We start from the raw sequence: 19,675 nt of genomic DNA, 5'->3' as shown, positions 1-19,675 counted from the left end.
GCTCTTGGATGGTCTGATGAAGAAGGGAAGCGCTCGAAATGAAAATAACAATCGATGAAGCTCATTCGATGGAAACTTCGATTTATGCGGTATACGAGGGTGAAGAGACACCATTCCGCTTAAAGGACTCCCGGAAGAAAAGCCAGGTGTTGACATGGTTTTATGGCAGAACGAATGACGAAACCGACGATCTCATTGCCGGTATGGGACAACAATCAAACTTGACGTCTGAGCAAGTTCGCAGAACAAGTGCAGCAGCGGCAAGAACGCTGCTTAAGGAGAATAAATCGAGCGCTGTGCTGATCCGCACTGCAGCTGCTCCTGGAGCATCCTCCCTTTCCGTTGCGGATGAGTTTCAGGCTTGGGTTGAGGGCTGGATGTATGGTCTCTATCAATTCAATAAGCATCGAGGGGTTACGGCCAATGTGCAAACCGTATCCTTAAATTTTCGACAGGACGATTGGCAGGGGCTATCCCGTGAAGCCATGGAAACCATTATGGAATCTGCGAAGAAGCGGATCAAAGGGACAAAGCTCACTAGAGATTTGGTGAATGAGTCGCCAGAAACATTAAATCCGGAAGCGTTCGTTGCGGTTGTTGAGGAACGTTTCAAGAAGGCGCCCGTTCAGCTTCATGTGTACCGTGGACAAGAGCTTGTCGATCGTCAGATGAGCGGATTGCTCGCTGTGGGTGCAGGCAGCAAATACGAGCCTGCCATGATCGAGTTATCTTATAATGGTATAGATTCCGATAACGAGGGCCCTCATATTGTCCTCATCGGCAAAGGCGTAACCTTTGATATGGGCGGCATGAACGTGAAGATTGGCAGAGACATCAGCGATGCCCGCATGGATATGGGGGGCGCTGCAGCCGTCATTGGTGCTATGGATATTCTGGTGTCCCAAAAGGCGAAGGTTCGCGTTACGGCATTAATCGCCGTCGCTGATAATTTGTCGGGACCCGATGCCATACTTCCTTCATCCGTTATTCATTATCCGAACGGTCTTAGTGTTCAGGTAGCAAATACGGACGGTGAAGGACGATTGATCATTGCGGATGCCCTTCTACACGCAGCCAAACTGGGCGCAGATAAGGTGATTGATATCGCTACGCTGACAGGCAATGTCGGTGCCGCGCTTGGCTTGGAAATTGCGGGTATCTGGGGTGACCAACAAATAACGTCCGATCTGGTTGAAATTGGCGAGCGTAATGGCGAGCGATTATGGCCTATGCCGCTGATAGACGAGTACGAGTCGGAGCTCAAAAGTGATTACGCAGATTTGAGGAATGTTGGTACCTCAACACTGGCAGGGGCCATTACGGCAGCACTGTTCATTCGTAATTTTGTAGCGGATTCGATGAAATGGGTGCATATCGATATGGCAGGCACGGTGCAATATAAGCGTGAGTTTCCTCACTCTGCAGCCGGGGCTACCGGATATGGCGCCCGATTGCTGGCGGATTATGTGGAGAAGCAGTTTCACCATGCTTAAAAGAACCATACCAGTAAGGAGTGACGATGATGCTGCTAGAAATTATCGCAACCTGCGTGGATGATGCCATCACGGCAGAGAAGAATGGCGCAGACCGTCTGGAATTGATCACCGCAATAACCGAAGGTGGGCTTACACCAGGGATCGGCCTGGTTAAAGAGGTAGTAAAAGCCGTATCAATTCCGGTTCATGTCATGGTAAGACCTCACAGCAGATCCTTTGTGTATAGCTCTCATGACATTGTCACGATGATTGCCGAGATCAAGGCGATTTGCGAGGCCGGAGCGGCTGGTGTTGTGCTGGGAATGCTGACACCGGAAGGAAAGATTGACGAGGTATCGCTGGCTAAAATGCTGGAATGGACTGGCGATATGCAAGTGACATTCCACCGGGCTTTTGATGAGTTGGAGGATCAGTTCGAAGGACTGCGCACATTGCAGAAGTATCCGGCTGTCACCCGCATTTTGACATCAGGCGGACCGCAGCCTGCGCCGCAGGCCATTCCGAGAATCCGGGAGCTTGTGGAACAATCTGCAGGCAGCGGGCTGAAAATATTGGCCGGCAATGGACTCAAATGGGAAATTATTCATGATTTTATAAACCAAACGGGTGTGAGCGAAGTGCATTTTGGCTCCGCCGTTCGCTATGGTCGGTCAGGACTGAAGCCAATCGATCCGGTTGAGCTGCGATCACTGGCAGACAGTATACATCAATAGAAGTAGCAAACCTATCGGAAACAGGTGAACATTAATTGCAAACCGTATTGAATAAACAACAAGAATTTGTGGTTGGCGTTGACCTTGGGGGAACGAAGATCGCAGCAGCGCTCTTTGATTCGGAGGGACAGCTGCTGAACCGAGAGCAGATGGAGACTGCAGGTGCAAGGACTGCGGAAGAAGTAGTTGACCGAATTACGTCCATGATCCGCAGTGTATCTGACGGTCGCCTGCTGCGAGGGATTGGTATGGCTTCACCAGGAACGGTTAACAGCCGTGAAGGCATCGTCATTCACGGAACGAACCTGCCTGAGTGGTCTCATGTTCCTCTCAAAGCTTGGATGGAACGTGATCTGCATACCGAGGTCCAGGTTCTGAATGACGCTAATGCAGCGGCCTGGGGAGAGTATGTCAGAGGTGCAGGCAGGGGCTCAACCAACATGGTATACGTGACGTTCAGCACAGGGATCGGTTCAGGCATTGTTCTGGATGGCAAGTTGTTCCTCGGCAGCAATTCCTTTGCTGGTGAGCTTGGGCATCATATTATAGATCCGAGCGGTCCGCGTTGCAACTGCGGCAGCCATGGCTGCTGGGAAGTGTTTGCTTCAGGTACAGCGATTGGTCTTACAGCATCCGAGCGGATGCTCACACAGTCCAGTATCATGTCTGAGCTGGCTGCTGAAGAACCCGGCGTAAGCGCTAAGCATGTATTTGAAGCAAAGCGTCTTAACGATCCTGTCGCAGTGGAGGTCATCGACCGTGCCATTTATTACATGGCGCTTGGATTAGTTAACGTCATTCACAGCTTCAACCCGGATCGTATTGTCATTGGCGGGGGTGTCAGCAGAGCAGGTGATTTGCTCTTCCCGCAGCTAAAGGAAATGACAGACAAGCTGGTCATGCCATCCTATTTAGGCACCTATGAGCTCGTACCTGCGGAACTGCGGGACGATGTGGGTCTGGTAGGGGCCGCTGCCTTGTTTCAATAGATAACGTACAGAGAAGGTTATGGAAAGACATTTGTACGTTTTTATTATTCATCTGGAAAGTTACAAAAAAGCCGCCCATAGAGGGCGGCTTTGTGCTGGTAATGGAGAGAGCGGGAAACGGAGCGATCATATTTGCGTAAGCGAAGTCCGTTACATGTAACATGTGATAAGCGTGAACCGTAAGTCGTCATCCGTTTTTCATTGTAGTCGATTTGATGGTTTCCTATCGGTTTGTTTGTATCCGACAAACAATAAGCGGTTGCCTGCACTTTCCCGCCCGCCAGCGGTAACCGCCGGCTCCAAACACGCAAAGTAAGGCGAGTTGCCTGCTTGGAGCCGGCGGCAGTCGCTAGTCCATATATTTTGATGCGTCAAACGTAATCATCGCTGAATGATTAGCATGTTCGATTAACGCAGAGAGCTTTGTAACTTCCCGCTCCTTCTTCCGTGCCTGCATTTGATAAGCTTCAGGATCGTATAAAGCAACGTTGAAGAGCGTTACGGCACCATCCCCGCTTCCGCGGCTGCTTTGACGCTCCAGCTTCTTACGAGCGCCAAGATGGGCAAGCTGACCGATATCACTGCGTATTTGCTTGGCCATCTCGATGGCTTCCATAATTGTAATATCCGTGCCATTCCACGGAATGGTTTGCGTTGTATTGGAAATGGCCATCAGCAGATCCAGTTTTCTGTAATCAGCGGCGACGGCTTCGAGTTCTTCCGTAATGACATCCACGCTGCGCGATGGATACTCAGCAGTTTCTCCTTTTTCAATAATCGTGCTGCTGTTATTCATTCGCTCCGATATCAATTGATTCATGAGACGGTTAATGGCTGCCCGGACAGCTAACGCTTCGGCCATCGTTATTTGATTCAAATGATTATCACCTCTTCAGATTACGTATCTGACCATATAGACGTATTACTTAATGAAAAGTTGCTGGATGTGCAAAAAGTCACGGCGCAAAAACACTCAGAGTTACATAATTGTCATGAATACAGACTCGTAAAAAGGTGCAAGTCAGTCAGAAAATATGGATATTTACGACAGCCGCAAACATAATATGATAGATTGCTAGGTTATTATTGACAGCATCCTTGCTTGTATACTATATTAAGAGAAGGTTACAAAATGTTAATGAATTTTGCCGAATTTCGTTTGTGAAAACGGGGGAACCGTCTTGGGTGAATTATTCTTGTACCGTAGAGAGTATAGGGAACCTTCAACCGAACCCTTAGCTAACTCCGTAGGCATCGAAGGAGAGAATATATTTTGAAGAAGTTTGCCATCACATTGCTCGGGTCTGCAATTATTTTTTCTTCAGGTGCCGTGACAGCGTTTGCTGATCAACAACCGAACTTTCAGCATCAAGTGAAGCAATTGGTAGGAACTCCGTATAAGTGGGGCGGAACAACCACTAGCGGATTTGATTGCTCCGGTTTTATTCTCTACATGTTTAGAAATTTCGACGTTGATCTTCCGCGTACATCCCAAGGACAAGCTCAAGCGGGAGTCCATGTAGATCGTGAAGATCTGCGGGTTGGAGACTTGGTGTTCTTCAATACGAGCGGTAGCGGTATTTCTCATGCAGGCGTTTACATTGGCAATGGGCAATTCGCACATGCTTCCAGCAGCAAGGGAGTAAGAATCAGCGAACTTAGCGATTCCTATTATGAGCCTCGTTATGTTACAGCACGTCGTGTATTGAATCAAGAAAACTATGCGAAGCTGGTAGGAAGTGCAAGCTAATTGGTAGTTTAGGTATCGATACATAACAAGAAAGCCTGATCAAGAGATATCTCTTGTCAGGCTTTCTTTTTTAAATCATAAACTTTACGGGTTATCCGGCCTGTTATTCCTTAACAACCGAAGCATTCACGGCAGCGTCCATTCCATTGTTATAGAGACGGAACAATCCAAGACGCCAGAAAGCAGCACCCTTCAGATCATAGCGCTTGGCCAAACCGAGCTTATCGTTCACGGAACTGCCTGTTTCGCTGTTTAAATTGATGCCAAGCAGAAGCTTCTGTTTAGGTACACCCGCCTCAAGCGCCAGTTGTATTGCTTTGTCAACCAAACTATTCGGTTCAGGAACCTGCTCTTTGGTGCCCACTGGGTTATATTGATACGCCATAAGAATAAGATCGTCGGCGATGGTTGCAAGCGTCTTGTAATCATAGCCTTTATAGGCGCTGTTCAGCGGCGGCACCGCTAAGGACAGGGCGATGTCATTCGGCAATGCAGCTCTCAATTGTTTGGCATAATTGTTTAACAGTTTCTGTTGTTCTACAGCGTCCAATTTAAAACCGAGTCCTTCATAATCTAGTACGACCCCGCCAAATCCATTCTCAGCAACTGCTGTTGTAATGCCTTCAATGGATTTTTGTCGCAGACTGCTGTCGCTCAAAACCTTGGTCAGCTCACCGTTTCCATCCAAGGCATAGACCATAAGGTAAGGTTTAATGCTTTGATTGGCTGCATCCGCTACAATGGATTGCGGAGTAACATCCCCATCCGAAGCAGGCAGGCGGTATTCATCCCCTTCAAGCGTAAACTGACCATTACGATCAATACGGCTCCATCCAAATGCAACGGAGTTCAGGGATTTCACCAGATCCAGTTCTTGATATGCTCTCACGGCATAGAAGGCTCTAAGATGCATCTCGCGCTTTGGAGACACAAGGGAGACCGTACGAGTTGCCTGATTCCAGCCAACATCAACACCGAATTGGCTGCTGAAGGAACTGAGCGGAATCAGCACGCGGCCATCCCGCTGGACCGGCGGAGCGGCGAGTGTAACCTTTGCTCCGTTAACCGTTGCCGTAGTGCTTCCCACTTGGAGCAGAACCTCAGTGGATTGTCCTTGCACACTACCTGTGGCCTTTACGGTTTGTGTCTTGTTGTTCCATTTGATATCAATGCCTAGTGCTTCCCCGACCGTTCGAAACGGGACATAGGTAACCCCTTTGTCTATGCGTGGAGCGGCATCAAATGTCAGCGGCACATTATCCAGCTTTACCGATATGGCCGGCTCGGCATATGTCTGACCAGGGTCATACGCAACTCCAAGCAAGGATAAGGCAAGAGCTGAGGCGACAACCGTTTTTCCGATTCTTTTGTACAGCATGCTTTGTTTTCCTCCCAACCCATATTTAATAGAGTGGTATTATTTTCAAGTCATTAGAATCTAGCATACGTTAGTATAACAAAATTTTCATAGGGTTCCAATTCCAAGTGTCATAGAATCGATAAGAGTAAACGTGTTGATTTATTAAACTTTCAAGTATAATAAATACAGGAATTCATACATAGCCTGATGGTTACATGCATAGGGGGATTAGGGTGTTTAAATTCTGGAAGAATAATAAGAGTGGGGATAGCGTAGAGAAGCAGCATACTCCAGCAGCGGCAGAAATGGTCGAGGCGGTACCGGATTTGCTGATTGAGCTTTCGGGCCGTGAGGTTCAGCGGAGCGTAGCGCCCGTCTTGGGGATCACGGTGCTTGATCTGGCCGAGCGGAATGAAGTAGACTGGAACTCATTTTGCAAAAGAGGAACTTGCGCCCGCTGTCGATGCCTGGTGGTTGAGGGAATCGAGTATTTATCCGAGCCCAATCTGGCTGAAGAACGCCGCCTTGATCCGGAAGAGTTGGACGAGGGATACCGTCTGGGATGCCAGAGCAAGATCGAAATGGTCGGTCCCGTTAAAATCAAGCATGCTCCCTACTTTTGACGATGGGGATGAACAAGAGAAACGTTTAAAAATACAAGCAGGCAGCCATGAAATAGTGGCTGCCTGCTTTTTTAGGATGGATAACCATGGATAATCTCTTATTTCAGAATTGTTTTACGCTGTTCCCGGAATGAGCTTGGCGTTTGGCCAGTCATTTTCTTAAACAGCATGGAGAAGTACTTATCATTGCCGTAGCCCACTTGAGAAGCAATCTCATGGATCGGCTTGCTGGAATCTGCCAGAAGCCGTTTGGCCTCTTCTATTCGGCGGGATATCAAATAATTGAAGGGAGAATCTCCGACTTCTTTTTTGAATAGATGGGAGAGATAGTGCTGACTGACATACATGGTATCGGCGATATCTTTGAGACTGATGCTCTGGGTATAGTTCGCGTCGATAAAGTGTTTGGTGCGCAGCGCGATTTCATTCTTGCCCTTCAAGGACTTAAACTGGTGCTTAACATCTACTATGCGGTAGATGACGGTAATCAATGACATTAGCAGGTTGGTGCTCAAGGTTTCGTATCCCAGCACCTGAGAATCGCATTCACGAAGGATCTCAGATAGATAGCTCTCAACTTTGTAAGCATACTTCTCACAGGATATGACGGGCTCGACAGCAGCCGGCAGCAGCATGCCCTGGGGAACTCCTTCAATGTGAAGCGAATCTACGCCGCAGTAGATGACCTTGAATGGTCCGTCCGTGATGGATTTCTCTTCATGGGGAATACCGGGATTGTATATGGCAACATCGCCTTTATGGAGCTCATAATTCTTTCCAGCGATATTGAATTCTCCGCGTCCTTCTACTACATAGATAATTTCGCAATAATCGTGAATCTGGGGTGGACCATAGAAGAATTCTTCATCTAAGACTTGCCCGGCAAAGAGTAATTGAGGCTCTTTGATGAAGCGGAAGTGATCGCTTTTGCTATGTGTGATTTCGATCTTTGGCACGGTCTGTCCCTCCTGCAAGCAGCATCTCTTCTTATTATAATGCATAATTGCCCTCCGTGTTGGAATCGTTTACACCTCGATAAGGATAAAGTTCACTGTCTTGCTGAAATTGTGAGGTGATCGAACAAAATAGTGGGTTATCCATCATGGCGAAAAAACTTACAATGTTGACATATTCCTTAGAGGAGGCGCGGATTTTATGACATTTGAAAACGATTACAGATGGCGGGATGGATTTCCGACTATTGGTATTCGCCCTACGATAGATGGAAGACGAAGAGGAGTTCGAGAATCGCTCGAGGATCAGACCATGAATCTGGCCAAGGCTGTTGCTGAACTCTTATCGAAAGAGCTTAAATACCCGAATGGAGATCCTGTAGAATGCGTGATTGCGGATACTTGCATCGGTGGAGCAGCAGAAGCGGCTGCAGCCGCCAAAAAATTTAAAAATGCCGAGGTGGGTCTCACTATAACCGTTACACCTTGCTGGTGTTATGGAACCGAAACAATGGATGCAGATCCTTCGCGACCAAAAGCGGTATGGGGCTTTAATGGAACAGGGCGCCCTGGTGCGGTGTATCTGGCTGCTGTGTTGTCTGCACATGCTCAGAAAGGACTGCCTGCATTCGGGATCTATGGGGAAGACGTTCAAGATGAAGGGGACACCCATATACCAGATGATGTACAACAGAAGCTGCTGCGTTTTGCGCGGAGTGGTTTGGCTGCGGCTTATATGCGCGGACAATCGTATTTGTCCATGGGCTCTGTATCAATGGGCATCGCCGGATCGATCGTAGATGACAGCTTCTTTCAAGAATACTTGGGCATGCGGAACGAGTATGTCGATATGAGTGAGTTTACACGTCGTTTAGAGGAAGGCATCTACGATCCTGAAGAGTATGAGAAGGCACTGGCTTGGGTGAAGGAGAACTGTGCGGAAGGGAAGGATAACAACCCGGATCATCTCCAGAACAGCCGGGAGCGCAAGGATCTGGAGTGGGAAACCGTTGTCAAAATGACGCTGATTACGCGCGATTTGATGATCGGCAATCCGCGTCTGAAAGAGCTTGGCTTCGAAGAGGAAGCTCAAGGCCACAGTGCTATCGCTTCCGGATTTCAGGGTCAGCGTCAGTGGACGGATCACTCGCCGAATGGTGACTTTCTGGAGACGATGCTCAACTCCTCCTTCGATTGGAACGGCAAACGGTCGCCATATATCGTCGCTACTGAGAATGACAGCCTGAATGGTGTAAGCATGCTGTTTGGATATTTGTTAACCAATACGGCACAGATTTTTGCAGACGTAAGAACCTATTGGAGTCCGGCTTCGGTTGAGCGAGTGACTGGTTATAAGCTTGAAGGCCAGGCAGCGGGCGGCATTCTGCATTTGATCAATTCCGGTTCAGCGGCACTAGACGGAACAGGAGAGCAGGAGATAAACGGAAAGCCGGCCATAAAGCCGTTCTGGGAAATCACGGATGAAGAAGTCGAGCGTACGCTCAAGGCCACCCAGTGGCGTCCTGCCTCCGTTGAATATTTCCGGGGCGGCGGCTTCTCCACGGATTACCTGACACGCGGCGGCATGCCGATGACGATGTTCCGTTTAAACCTGGTGAAGGGTTTAGGTCCTGTGCTGCAAATAGCGGAAGGCTATTCCGTTGATCTACCAGAGGAAGTACATGATACGCTCGATAAGCGTACCGATCCAACCTGGCCGACAACCTGGTTCGTTCCGAACCTTACAGGACAGGGGGCATTCACAAGTGTTTATGAAGTGATGAACCAATGGGGAGCGAACCACGGCGTTATCAGTTTTGGTCATATTGGTGCGGACCTGATCACCCTGGCTTCCGTGCTGCGAATTCCGGTAAACATGCATAATGTGTCTGGTGAACAGGTGTTTCGTCCCCGGGCATGGGGGATGTTCGGAACATCCGACCCGGAAAGCGCGGATTTCCGTGCTTGTCAGAATTTCGGGCCTTTATATAAGTAAGCTCAACAGGGAGGAGAGAACACCATGCTGAATGCAGAAACCAGGAATGAGCTGTGCAAATATGCCAAAAAAATCGTCGACAGTGGTCTCGTCGTAGGACCGGGAGGGAATATCAGCGCCAGAGCAGGAGACAAGATGTACTTGTCTCCGAGCGGCTTCGCGCTGGAGGAGATCGAACCGGAGCAGTGGATTGAAGTCGATATTCCTACGGGCGATATAACCGATGTGGGACTGCGGCCTTCCTCTGAAGTGCTTATGCATCTGTATGGGTACCGCAGCAACCCAGATATCGGGGCTATGGTGCATACGCATCCGTCTCATTGCATTGCCTTTACGCTGGTGGAAAAGAACCTGCCGGTGATGTTTCCCGATCAGGCGGCGTTAGTCGGACGTACGGCATACATTCCTTACATTATTCCTACGACAGATTTGCTGGCAAATGCTGTCGCTGAGAAAGTGACAACGGCCAGTTCCATTCTGCTTGGTAATCATGGACTGGTCACAACAGGACGGAATCTACGCGAAGCGTATTACAGAACCCAGGTGGTTGAAGAGAGTGCCAAGATTTATCTGAGTGCCAAGGCTGCCGGCACACCGGTGCCGTTGACGGACCAGGAAGTGGATGATATCGCTGCACTGGAGAGCGAGGATTATCGAATTCAACTCTTACAGAAGATGAAATAATACAGGATTACGATCGGGTTGTTTCTTCTAGAGTTGTTTTAGTACAGGTAAGAAAGGAAGCGACTTATGAGCAGATCATCTGCAGTGCTTGCGTTTGATTTAGGGGCCAGCAGCGGCCGGGCATTGCTGGGGGAAATCACCTTCACTGATCATGACTCGCCCGGCATGCTGAAGATTACGGAAATTCACCGTTTTAACAATACACCTGTTCAGCTTGGAGAACATTTGCACTGGAACTTCCCTATGCTGCTTCAGGAAGTTAAGCAAGGCATCCGCAAAGCGTTCCAGGCCGGCTATGAGCCAGTCAGCTACGGGATTGATTCATGGGGCGTCGATTATGGGCTTATTGACGGTAACGGGGTACTCATCGGGGTGCCTTACCATTACCGGGACCTGCGGACAGAAGGTATGATGGAGCACACCTGGAAGCAGGTTGGTAGAGAACGTTTATTTCAGGAGAGCGGTCTGCAATTCATGCCGTTCAACACGATCTTCCAGCTCCAGGCGATGCTCAAATCCAAGTCACCCATGTTGAAGATTGCGGATAAAATTTTGCTCACTCCAGATCTTCTAAACTATTTTCTTACTGGAGTACAGACATGTGAGTTTACCATGGCCACCACAACTCAGCTATATCATATTACTGAAGGCAAATGGAATGAGAAGTTGATGGCAGAGCTCGGACTTCCTGCATCCCTGTTTATGGATCCTGTACAGCCGGGAACGATGATTGGAAAATTGCAAGATTCGGTAGCCCAAGAGCTGGGGGTACCGGCGATTGAGGCTATTACCGTAGCGTCGCATGATACAGAATCAGCCGTCGTTGCTGTGCCGGCGAATTCATCGAATTTTGCCTATCTCGTCTGCGGAACTTGGTCACTTCTCGGAACAGAGCTTTCAAAGCCGCTTGTCCATAGAGAGGTGCTGGAGGAAGACTTTTCCAATGAGGGCGGAGCCTATCAAACCTATCAACTGCTCAAGAATATTATGGGTCTGTGGATTCTTCAAGAGTGTAAGCGGCAGTGGGAGAATGAGGGGCTGACGTATTCTTATGCGGAGCTGATCGAACTGGCGCGGGAGGCAGGACCTTTCCGCAGCTTCATTTATCCGGATGACCTGCGTTTCATGAATCCTTCCGACATGCTGGCTGAAATTCGGGAATACTGCAGCGAGACAGGGCAGCCTATTCCTCAGAGCACCGGGGAATATGTACAGTGCATTCTGCAAAGCTTGGCACTAAGATACCGAGAAGTGCTTGAACGGTTGGAGGATCTTACAGGGCGGCATTATGAGGGGCTCCATATGGTAGGCGGCGGCATTCAGAACGAGTTATTATGCCGTTATACGGCGAATGCTATGGGTAAAGCGGTGTGGGCCGGGCCGGTTGAAGCCAGCGCTATCGGTAATATGCTGGTTCAATTCGTAGCGAATGGCATCTTGCGTAATCGGAATGAGGGAGTGGAGCTTGTTAAGCGGTCATTTCCACTTGCCTGGTTTGAGCCTGAGTGCACAGAAGCATGGGAGGCTGCCTTCGTGCATTACAAGTCAATTATCAAGCAGCGGCAGGTACAATAATAAGGCGAGCGAGCACTGTATGCCAGTCTCATCTTGAAGAAAATAAACATATTGAGAATCGCAAAGAACCCCGCAGCATGAGCTGCAGTGGGTTCTTTGTGCACTTGCGGCCAAGTTCAGGTCACAACCTGAACGGTGAGATACAGTACTTCGAGCAAAATCGGTGTCCCCAACTGGAGCATATCACCTGGAGAATACAAGGTCAGCGTTTCGGAAGTAAGCGTGTAAATGCGGCCTTCCTGAATCATGCCATTGATATAAAGCGTGGAGGAGCTGTCCGAACCGACTTCTAAACTCTGGAACGAATGATTGCCGTTATCATCTGTAAATTGCTCAGCTGTGATAATAAAGGGAACATCCAGGCTAACCTCGGTCCTCAATTGGTAAAAATAACGAAGCGTGGTCGGGAGGACTCTAACCTCCGGTACAATTGCGCTACCAGGTATACCTTGAGGCCCTTGGGGGCCCACCGGCCCGGGGATGCCTGGAGCGCCTTGGGGCCCTTGGGGACCCACTGGCCCAGGAACGCCTGGGGGCCCATCCGTTCCCGGAGCGCCTTGAGGGCCTCGAGGACCCACCGGCCCAGGGATGCCTCGAGACCCATCCGTTCCCGGAGGTCCTTGAGGGCCTCGGGGGCCCGCCGGCCCAGGGATACCTCGAGACCCATCCGTTCCCGGAGCGCCTTGAGGGCCTCGGGGTCCCACCGGCCCAGGGATGCCTTGAAGCCCATCCGTTCCCGGAGCACCTTGAGGCCCTTGAGGGCCCACCGGCCCAGGGATGCCTGGAAGCCCATCCCTTCCCGGAGCACCTTGAGTCCCTTGAGGGCCTACCGGCCCAGGGATGCCTGGAAGCCCATCCCTTCCCGGAGTGCCCCGAGCCCCTCGGGGTCCGCGTGCACCTAGAAACCTCACAGCACAGCTCCCCATTAGACGTCTACACTTAACAGGTGAAGGGTTGGTTAAGTGAGGGCATCGGGAGTTAGAATTATTTTTGGAATAGTATTTCCATTTGCATCTGTATCTACGTTTAGTTTTGTCTGTTGACATGACATGTTTGCATTTGTGTTTCTTAAAGCTCCTATGTTTATGATGTCGAATTGCTTTTAGTATTGGATATTGTTTCCGTTTCATTATGGGAGTTTTCAGTCTTATCACCGCCCGGTCTGAATGTATGTGCTTAGTTTATGTTAGATGAGTAGAAGCGGAGTGGGTATTTGTCCTTAATTCAAGGATTTATCGTCTAATTCATGGGTGTTCACTAAATAAAATTAAATAATTGGGAGAATACCAGAATCAAAAATTCAATAACTATCATTTAATTATATTGTGGCACTGCCATATTTTTATCATATCTAAGAAGAGGAGGGATGATATGCCAGTTATCAAACCAATTATTACTGCTGTTGCATCGGTCCCCGTGGCTACAGGCGGAACGATCACCACAACAGTAACGCCTATCGTAACCCGTTATTTTGCGCTGATCACCGAGGCAATGATTGGAGCGGACTCAATTACGATGCCGGCAACGAGTTTTGTCGATGATACTGAAGCAGCCGTGACGGCATTTCCAGCATTAACAGGTACTGAATATTATAATGTGTATATTAACGGCATGCTTCAACAGCTTGCCTTATCCACTTTAACAACAGAGAGCTTGGTTCTTGATACGACAGATGTTCTAGTGGGTACACCGGTTCTGTTAGAGATTGCAAGTTTCACCAATGCAGCGTCTTCGATAACGACACAGCCCACCATATCTGCGCCAGTGATTACGATCATCAGTTAAAATAAAACCTCATGAAGGAGCTGAAGAAGCGGATCAAGATGACATTCTTGATCCGTTTCTTGCTTTTGAAGCCTAATTTGAATTCCTTCTCTTCCGCGCAACTAGAGGAGTTCTGCTCCTGCAACTCGAATTAGTAGTGAAAGAATAGTGCGGTCTGGAGGCTAAAATATGAAACTTTAACAAGACTCTAATATATGACTAACTCTTACAAGATAACGAACACTGGAGGGTCTATATGATTACGGATAAAAAAACATGGATTGTAGAAGCAACCATTAAAGATATGCAGCAAGCAATGGAGGAAGGGTGGATGACTTCCACTGAACTGGTCCAATTGTATTTGGAGCGAATAACGTTATATGACGGTTTTCTTCGTTCGATCATTGAGGTGAACCCGGATGCACTGCAGATTGCCGAGGAGCTGGATCGAGAGCGCAGTGACCACGGAGCAAGAGGCTGGCTCCATGGTATTCCAATTTTGTTGAAAGACAACATCGATACCGGGGATCGAATGCATACAAGCGCAGGCTCCATCGCTCTTGCCGATTCGTATGCTGCTAAAGATTCCTTTGTAGCTGCGAAGCTGCGCAACGCGGGTGCTGTTATATTGGGCAAGAACAACATGACCGAGTGGGCAAATTTCATGTCACCAACCATGTGGGCGGGTTACACATCCAGACATGGACTCACATTAAATCCCTATGGTCCAGGTGAAATGTTCATTGGAGGTTCGAGCTCGGGCTCTGGTGCTTCGGTGGCAGCAAATTTGGCCGCGGGGGCAATCGGGACCGAAACATCGGGTTCGATTATCAGTCCTGCCAGTCAAAACAGTCTGGTTGGCATTAAACCGACTATCGGACTGGTGAGCCGGTCTGGCATCATCCCCATTACACGTACACAGGATACAGCAGGCCCTATGACTCGAACGGTGGAGGATGCCGCCATTTTGCTTAGCGCAATTGTGGGAACTGATGATTCGGATGATGCGACCAAGATAGATTCACAGTATAAGATCAAGGATTACACAGAGTTTTTGGATTCCAGTTATTTAAAGAAAGCTCGAATCGGGATTCCACGATACTACTATAAGCACCTGGATCGGGATAGACTACATATTATAGAGTCCGCGATTGAGGTTCTGCGTGAACAGGGGGCTGCGATTATCGATCCGATAGAGCTGCCCTGCCAGGACACCCGCTGGGATGCCAATGTTCTTCGCTATGAGTTCAAGAAATATGTTAACGACTATTTGGCGAATATTGACCCGTCGCTGCCGGTTCATTCATTGACTGATGTCATTGCTTTTAATGAAGCGCATGCCGACATTGCCCTGAAGTATGGGCAAGGTACGCTGCTATGGGCTGAGGAAACGAGCGGCTCGCTGACCGAAGAAGAGTATCTTGAGAGCATGCGAAAAAATAAAGAGATGGCAGGCGCCAAAGGCATCGACCATGTGCTGAGGGAATATCAGTTGGATGCTTTGCTGTTTCTGGGTAATGAAGATGGACCGGATCTGGCTGCCCGGGCGGGATATCCGTCAATTACCGTTCCTGGAGGTTATGCCGAGCATGGCGTCATTGCTCCGGGAGGATATAACACAAAAGGTCCTCAAGGAATAACATTTGTCGGGACGGCGCATAGTGAGCCCGTGCTGATAAAGTTAGCCTATGGCTATGAACAAGCTACCAAGCATCGAGTACCCCCAAAGCTTTCATTGCAGTCATCCGAGTAAGGAGAGGTGAAGTTTCATCATGCCACGCAATTTGGAGTACGTACCTTACGGCTACGAGCCCCCGAAACCGACTACCAAGGGAACCTTGATATTTTATGATCTGTTTGAGCAGATTCAAGAGGAATTGCAACAGGCTGTAACTATCAAAGAGGAGAGGTCTTTTGAAAAGCTGGTCTTGTATCCGCTGCATGAAGAGACGGCAAGGCGGATGTTCAAGGGGGCGGTGAGCCCCTATTACAAACGGGAGAAACAGCTTAAAGAATGGACCTTAGAGCATGCTGCACGGTCGGTTGTGATTGAATCTTTTGAGTCGAAACGAAAAAAATACACGCCGATCGATACCGCGCTCCATCATCTGGCGGAGAAATATAAAGGTCCCCATTTTCTTCTACTGACACCAGAGGTGGCTAATTCTTTTTCATCGTATTCTTCATTTGAGGAATGGATTGTTAAGCTGAGGCTGATCCTGTTGTCTGAGCCGCAGTACTTGCATCCTAGGCTGGAGAAATTTCGCCATCGATGGGATGTAGCTGGGGAGAAGCGTGAAGATCAATAGAGTATTATGATGCCCGACTGCGGATTACTATGCAGCCGGGCATGTTCTATGTCGTGAGATGGATGGTCAAACGCCCAGTGCTGCCCAGAAAGAACCATACTCTTACTGTAGACGATAGTGGATAGAGCAATATGAAAAGGACTGCACCCCAAGGGGACAGTCCTATGTTAATCCGTGTGAAGACCGCCTCGTCTCATCGACTTAGGTCCCTACGCGAGTAAGTTTACTTATGATCTTGCGTACGCTTTCTCCAGATAAGAAGTAGGTCCGTTCCAATTCCTCAATAGACCGTCCTTTGCAGTAAGCGCGATACATTTCTTTATTACGACTTTCGATGCGTTGTCTGGAACCGCTTAACTCTCCCCAGCCGGCTCTTTGCTCGCTTTGTTTCGGTATGTAGAGTAATTCTCCGTCTATATACTGTTGAATTTGCTGCAGCAGCTCGGGGGGAAGCACTTCTCTTCCGTTCTTGTAATGGCCCATCGATGCCCTCCTCTTTCTGTAAACATATTTAAGCTATCGCTGAGTTTCAAAACAATTGCATTGATCATGCTTGCCCTCCTCCTTTCGTGATATTGGTTTTGGTTTTTGGATTTTTAAAATTCGTTGGTATTAAAAATAGATATAGGGAGCCCGCAGCGGGCTCCCATTTAACGGATATTCGCTTTACGCGAATACCACCTCACGGATCTGAATCATTGCAATCAGCCTCCTTTCAGCTCATTTCGTCGGCCCCGACTTCTATATTAAGCCATATGTAGGTGGAAATTTGCAAGAGATAAAACAATATTAATTGTTCTTTACCATAATTCATGGGATGAATGATCTTCCAGAGGCGAATGTGGGCTCGATAAGGAATGGTTGGTGTGTGACAGGATTATATATTATAGTTACTTCAGAATGCAATACAAAGAAGGAGCAAGTGTGTATGGCCGAATATGATCCGCATATCCAGGAATTAATCACATTGAAGACCATTGCGGAAACATTGAACGAATCCAATGACTTAACTCCTATGCTGGATGTAGTTATTGGCAAGCTGCTGGAGTTGACGGGGCTTACGACAGGTTGGATGTTTCTGGTGGAAGAGCAGAGAACGCATGAATTCGTAGCCAGCCGAAATTTGCCTCCAGGCCTGAGCCGGGGGGATAACGAGCCCATGCGCTGCGGCAGCTGCTGGTGCTTGGAGCGCTATGATGATGGTCGTCTGAAAAATGCCGTGAACATTCTGAATTGCAAACGTTTGGATAACGCGGTTCGGTATCAATGGGGCGATACGGAAGGAATTACTCACCATGCAACCGTTCCGATCAGATCCGGCAATCGCAGGTTTGGTGTATTGAATGTGGCAGCGCCGGGAAAGCTGCATTTTTCGAAAGAGGAGCTGGAACTGCTGGAATCCGTAGCTTATCAAATCGGCACCGCGATGGAGCGCATGCGGCTATATGCTGCCGAGCAGCGTCGTGCCGACTTGTTCACCCGGCTTGGGGAGTATAGCAGCGCTCTTGGTGCCTATGCCTCTCAGGCAGTGAATCGGTCTGAATTAACGAAGCAAGTCATGAGTCTGATGGGACGCTATTTTGATTGGCCAGTTGCTGCTTTGCTGGAGCTCACCGGTAATGAAATGAAACTGCGTGCGTTATATACTGGTGGCCAAACCACCCTGCCGCATGCTCAATTTACGATTGCTGGAATGAGTTCAGCGCGCCCGGGTATTGGCAGGCACAAGGTGGATACAATCCATGACGAAGATGCACAGCGGCTTTCGGAACAATTAGTTGAAGAGGGTTGGATATCCCCGATCAAGCAAGTAATCGCTGTTCCGCTTGCAGGGGCAGGGGACTTTTCATATGAACTGCTAATGGTCGGATATGATACGTATGGGAGCTCGAATCACGGAGATTCTGAGGTAATCGTGGCTCTGGCTGAACAAATCGGCATGTCATTTCAGCGTATTCGTTTGGAAGAGAATCGACGGGAGCTTGCCAGGATGGATGAACGGAACCGCCTCGCCCGAGACCTGCATGATTCCGTAAGTCAAACCTTGTTCTCGCTTGGAATGATGTCCAAAGGAGTCGGAGGTATGCTTGGTACGCAGTCGCACGGGCAGAACAGTTTGCTGCAGGATACCCTCCATGACATCCAGTCATTATCACAAAGTGCTCTCAAGGAAATGCGAGAAATGATCATGCAGCTTCGGCCACCGGGACTTGAAGAAGGGCTGATCACTGGCCTGAAGCAATACGGTGAACGCTTGAAACTTATGGTGCGGTCTCATGTCAGCGGTATTCAGGAGCTGCCGAGGAGCGTGGAAGAAACTTTATGGCGAATAGGTCAAGAAGCATTGAATAATGTAAGCAAACATGCAGCTACGAAGGATGTGTTGCTGATACTGATCATACAAGATGATCATGTTGAACTGCGGATTGAGGATCATGGACGCGGGATTACCAAACAACGACTGAATGAGCTGACGAGACATTCTATTGGATTGTCGAGCATGCGGGAGCGGGCAGAATCCATTGGAGGGCAATTTCGTCTGTACAGTGTTTACAGAGAAGGTACAATTGTAGAAGTAATGATCCCCTTGGAGGCGAGATCATCTGATAAGGAGGGGGATTACTGATGATAAGATTGTTAATCACTGACGATCACGCCATGGTACGCAGAGGGCTGCAAGTTTTTCTAGCTACCCAGCCAGATATTGAAATGATTGGCGAAGCGGCGAACGGTAAGGAAACGTTGGAGAGAGCCCAGCTTTTGAATCCAGATGTTGTGTTGATGGATCTGAATATGCCTCTTCTCAATGGAATCGAAACAACAGCAAGGCTAGCAAAAGAGCAGCCTCACATGAAAGTCATCGTGCTGACCTCTTTCATAGATAATGACCATGTTCTGCCAGCCATTCGCGCAGGTGCTAGAGGATATCTACTGAAGGATATTGAGCCTGAAGATCTGGTTGCGGCTATAAGACGTGTGCATCAAGGGCAGGTTGAGCTTCATCCGGATGCAGCCGGGCTGCTGATGACTCATGTTACCACAACAGAGGGAGCAGATGAAGCCACAGAGCTTGGCCATCACGATGAGACTCTGCTGTTAGATAAGCTTACCCGCCGCGAGCAAGAAGTACTTCAGCTGATTGCCTCAGGCATGAATAATCGGGAAATTAGCGAAGCGCTCTACATTACAGAAAAGACGGTTAAAACTCATGTCAGCCATCTGCTGGATAAGCTGGGGGTTGCAGACCGGACCCAGGCGGCCATCTACGCGCTCAAGCATGGTATTGTTTAGAAAGTTAGGTACATAACGATCATTTGTAAGACTAAAGTTGTAGAAGCTCTCAGCCAAAGGCATGAGAGCTTTTTGCTTGTAAAATCACTCGAAATAATGACGATTTAGATCGCTTGCCTCCTCTACAATGTACTTAACAAAACAATCGTTTACGAACAAGGGAGGTTATACG

18 protein-coding genes and 1 riboswitch are annotated in these 19,675 nt (G+C 48.7%); of the genes, 13 read left to right on the top strand and 5 right to left on the bottom strand.

Translation table 11 applies throughout. The features are described 5' to 3' along the window. The first annotated feature begins 38 nt into the window (after nucleotides 1–38). The 3 genes from ABEQ74_RS03655 to ABEQ74_RS03645 are packed head-to-tail and all read left to right on the top strand — an operon-like array spanning nucleotide 39 to nucleotide 3,198. Nucleotides 39–1,493 carry a leucyl aminopeptidase family protein gene (locus ABEQ74_RS03655; RefSeq protein ID WP_430119594.1) on the top strand — a complete coding sequence of 485 codons (1,455 nt, stop codon included), beginning with the start codon at nucleotides 39–41 and terminating at the stop codon, nucleotides 1,491–1,493. A gap of 29 nt (nucleotides 1,494–1,522) precedes the next feature. Then, nucleotides 1,523–2,209, top strand: a complete 687-nt coding sequence (locus ABEQ74_RS03650; protein WP_430119591.1) for a copper homeostasis protein CutC — start codon at nucleotides 1,523–1,525, stop codon at nucleotides 2,207–2,209. 35 nt (nucleotides 2,210–2,244) lie between these two features. After that, nucleotides 2,245–3,198 carry an ROK family protein gene (locus ABEQ74_RS03645; RefSeq protein ID WP_430119588.1) on the top strand — a complete coding sequence of 318 codons (954 nt, stop codon included), beginning with the start codon at nucleotides 2,245–2,247 and terminating at the stop codon, nucleotides 3,196–3,198. 349 nt (nucleotides 3,199–3,547) lie between these two features. Here ABEQ74_RS03645 and ABEQ74_RS03640 read toward each other — a convergent pair whose 3' ends face one another. Further along, complete coding sequence (locus tag ABEQ74_RS03640) at nucleotides 3,548–4,075, bottom strand: hypothetical protein (RefSeq protein WP_430119585.1); 528 nt, start codon at nucleotides 4,073–4,075, stop codon at nucleotides 3,548–3,550. A gap of 259 nt (nucleotides 4,076–4,334) precedes the next feature. Beyond that, a riboswitch (cyclic di-AMP (ydaO/yuaA leader) is annotated at nucleotides 4,335–4,468 on the top strand. A 3-nt stretch (nucleotides 4,469–4,471) separates the two neighbouring features. Here ABEQ74_RS03640 and ABEQ74_RS03635 point away from each other — a divergent pair. Further along, entirely contained in the window at nucleotides 4,472–4,948 is a 477-nt protein-coding gene (locus ABEQ74_RS03635) for a C40 family peptidase (protein WP_430119582.1), read from the top strand. Nucleotides 4,949–5,051: 103 nt separating this feature from the next. Here the strand turns inward: ABEQ74_RS03635 and ABEQ74_RS03630 are convergent, their stop codons facing one another. After that, complete coding sequence (locus ABEQ74_RS03630; protein WP_430119579.1) at nucleotides 5,052–6,326, bottom strand: stalk domain-containing protein; 1,275 nt, start codon at nucleotides 6,324–6,326, stop codon at nucleotides 5,052–5,054. Between the two features lie 215 nt (nucleotides 6,327–6,541). Between ABEQ74_RS03630 and ABEQ74_RS03625 the strand changes: the two genes are divergently transcribed. After that, the gene (locus ABEQ74_RS03625; RefSeq protein ID WP_430119576.1) at nucleotides 6,542–6,931 is read left to right on the top strand and encodes a 2Fe-2S iron-sulfur cluster-binding protein; all 390 of its coding nucleotides are present in this window, start codon (nucleotides 6,542–6,544) and stop codon (nucleotides 6,929–6,931) included. A gap of 98 nt (nucleotides 6,932–7,029) precedes the next feature. Here the strand turns inward: ABEQ74_RS03625 and ABEQ74_RS03620 are convergent, their stop codons facing one another. Continuing rightward, complete coding sequence (locus tag ABEQ74_RS03620; RefSeq protein WP_430119573.1) at nucleotides 7,030–7,887, bottom strand: AraC family transcriptional regulator; 858 nt, start codon at nucleotides 7,885–7,887, stop codon at nucleotides 7,030–7,032. Between the two features lie 199 nt (nucleotides 7,888–8,086). Here ABEQ74_RS03620 and ABEQ74_RS03615 point away from each other — a divergent pair, with 199 nt between their 5' ends. The 3 genes from ABEQ74_RS03615 to ABEQ74_RS03605 all read left to right on the top strand — a co-directional run bounded on the left by ABEQ74_RS03615 (nucleotide 8,087) and on the right by ABEQ74_RS03605 (nucleotide 12,139). After that, nucleotides 8,087–9,880 carry an L-fucose isomerase gene (locus ABEQ74_RS03615; RefSeq protein WP_430119570.1) on the top strand — a complete coding sequence of 598 codons (1,794 nt, stop codon included), beginning with the start codon at nucleotides 8,087–8,089 and terminating at the stop codon, nucleotides 9,878–9,880. A 24-nt stretch (nucleotides 9,881–9,904) separates the two neighbouring features. Next, entirely contained in the window at nucleotides 9,905–10,564 is a 660-nt protein-coding gene (locus ABEQ74_RS03610; RefSeq protein ID WP_430119568.1) for a class II aldolase/adducin family protein, read from the top strand. Nucleotides 10,565–10,630: 66 nt separating this feature from the next. Next, nucleotides 10,631–12,139 carry a rhamnulokinase gene (locus tag ABEQ74_RS03605; RefSeq protein ID WP_430119565.1) on the top strand — a complete coding sequence of 503 codons (1,509 nt, stop codon included), beginning with the start codon at nucleotides 10,631–10,633 and terminating at the stop codon, nucleotides 12,137–12,139. Between the two features lie 116 nt (nucleotides 12,140–12,255). Here the strand turns inward: ABEQ74_RS03605 and ABEQ74_RS03600 are convergent, their stop codons facing one another. After that, entirely contained in the window at nucleotides 12,256–13,050 is a 795-nt protein-coding gene (locus ABEQ74_RS03600) for a DUF4183 domain-containing protein (RefSeq protein ID WP_430119562.1), read from the bottom strand. A gap of 460 nt (nucleotides 13,051–13,510) precedes the next feature. On the opposite strand from ABEQ74_RS03600, the gene ABEQ74_RS03595 reads away from it, so the two are divergent. The 3 genes from ABEQ74_RS03595 to ABEQ74_RS03585 all read left to right on the top strand — a co-directional run bounded on the left by ABEQ74_RS03595 (nucleotide 13,511) and on the right by ABEQ74_RS03585 (nucleotide 16,212). Next, nucleotides 13,511–13,924, top strand: a complete 414-nt coding sequence (locus ABEQ74_RS03595) for a DUF4183 domain-containing protein (protein ID WP_430119559.1) — start codon at nucleotides 13,511–13,513, stop codon at nucleotides 13,922–13,924. A gap of 235 nt (nucleotides 13,925–14,159) precedes the next feature. Next, nucleotides 14,160–15,656 (top strand): amidase family protein, encoded by a 1,497-nt coding sequence (locus ABEQ74_RS03590; RefSeq protein ID WP_430119556.1) that lies wholly within the window; start codon nucleotides 14,160–14,162, stop codon nucleotides 15,654–15,656. A 19-nt stretch (nucleotides 15,657–15,675) separates the two neighbouring features. After that, the gene (locus tag ABEQ74_RS03585; protein ID WP_430119553.1) at nucleotides 15,676–16,212 is read left to right on the top strand and encodes a hypothetical protein; all 537 of its coding nucleotides are present in this window, start codon (nucleotides 15,676–15,678) and stop codon (nucleotides 16,210–16,212) included. Nucleotides 16,213–16,413: 201 nt separating this feature from the next. Here ABEQ74_RS03585 and ABEQ74_RS03580 read toward each other — a convergent pair whose 3' ends face one another. Next, nucleotides 16,414–16,695 (bottom strand): CD3324 family protein, encoded by a 282-nt coding sequence (locus ABEQ74_RS03580; protein ID WP_053492866.1) that lies wholly within the window; start codon nucleotides 16,693–16,695, stop codon nucleotides 16,414–16,416. Nucleotides 16,696–17,140: 445 nt separating this feature from the next. Between ABEQ74_RS03580 and ABEQ74_RS03575 the strand changes: the two genes are divergently transcribed. Both ABEQ74_RS03575 and ABEQ74_RS03570 read left to right on the top strand, forming a co-directional pair. After that, on the top strand, nucleotides 17,141–18,838 hold the full coding sequence (locus ABEQ74_RS03575) for a GAF domain-containing sensor histidine kinase (protein WP_430119550.1): 1,698 nt from the start codon (nucleotides 17,141–17,143) through the stop codon (nucleotides 18,836–18,838). Beyond that, nucleotides 18,838–19,503, top strand: coding sequence for a response regulator (locus tag ABEQ74_RS03570; RefSeq protein ID WP_430119547.1), 666 nt, complete (start codon nucleotides 18,838–18,840; stop codon nucleotides 19,501–19,503). The genes ABEQ74_RS03575 and ABEQ74_RS03570 overlap by 1 nt, the downstream gene beginning before the upstream one ends. Nucleotides 19,504–19,675: the final 172 nt, after the last annotated feature.

Source organism: Paenibacillus solani, assembly GCF_050475945.1.
In the GTDB taxonomy this organism is placed as follows: domain Bacteria; phylum Bacillota; class Bacilli; order Paenibacillales; family Paenibacillaceae; genus Paenibacillus_AQ; species Paenibacillus_AQ solani_A.
Note: the sequence above shows the minus strand (reverse complement) of the source record. Positions and strands in the feature narration are given on the sequence as shown.

What these genes read in the sequence shown, in the direction of transcription:
- ABEQ74_RS03655 (WP_430119594.1), top strand. Translation starts at nt 39, where the DNA reads ATGAAAATAACAATCGATGAAGCTCATTCGATGGAAACTTCGATTTAT.
- ABEQ74_RS03650 (WP_430119591.1), top strand. Translation starts at nt 1,523, where the DNA reads ATGCTGCTAGAAATTATCGCAACCTGCGTGGATGATGCCATCACGGCA.
- ABEQ74_RS03630 (WP_430119579.1), bottom strand. Translation starts at nt 6,326, where the DNA reads ATGCTGTACAAAAGAATCGGAAAAACGGTTGTCGCCTCAGCTCTTGCC.
- ABEQ74_RS03615 (WP_430119570.1), top strand. Translation starts at nt 8,087, where the DNA reads ATGACATTTGAAAACGATTACAGATGGCGGGATGGATTTCCGACTATT.
- ABEQ74_RS03610 (WP_430119568.1), top strand. Translation starts at nt 9,905, where the DNA reads ATGCTGAATGCAGAAACCAGGAATGAGCTGTGCAAATATGCCAAAAAA.
- ABEQ74_RS03605 (WP_430119565.1), top strand. Translation starts at nt 10,631, where the DNA reads ATGAGCAGATCATCTGCAGTGCTTGCGTTTGATTTAGGGGCCAGCAGC.
- ABEQ74_RS03595 (WP_430119559.1), top strand. Translation starts at nt 13,511, where the DNA reads ATGCCAGTTATCAAACCAATTATTACTGCTGTTGCATCGGTCCCCGTG.
- ABEQ74_RS03590 (WP_430119556.1), top strand. Translation starts at nt 14,160, where the DNA reads ATGATTACGGATAAAAAAACATGGATTGTAGAAGCAACCATTAAAGAT.
- ABEQ74_RS03585 (WP_430119553.1), top strand. Translation starts at nt 15,676, where the DNA reads ATGCCACGCAATTTGGAGTACGTACCTTACGGCTACGAGCCCCCGAAA.
- ABEQ74_RS03580 (WP_053492866.1), bottom strand. Translation starts at nt 16,695, where the DNA reads ATGGGCCATTACAAGAACGGAAGAGAAGTGCTTCCCCCCGAGCTGCTG.
- ABEQ74_RS03575 (WP_430119550.1), top strand. Translation starts at nt 17,141, where the DNA reads ATGGCCGAATATGATCCGCATATCCAGGAATTAATCACATTGAAGACC.
- ABEQ74_RS03570 (WP_430119547.1), top strand. Translation starts at nt 18,838, where the DNA reads ATGATAAGATTGTTAATCACTGACGATCACGCCATGGTACGCAGAGGG.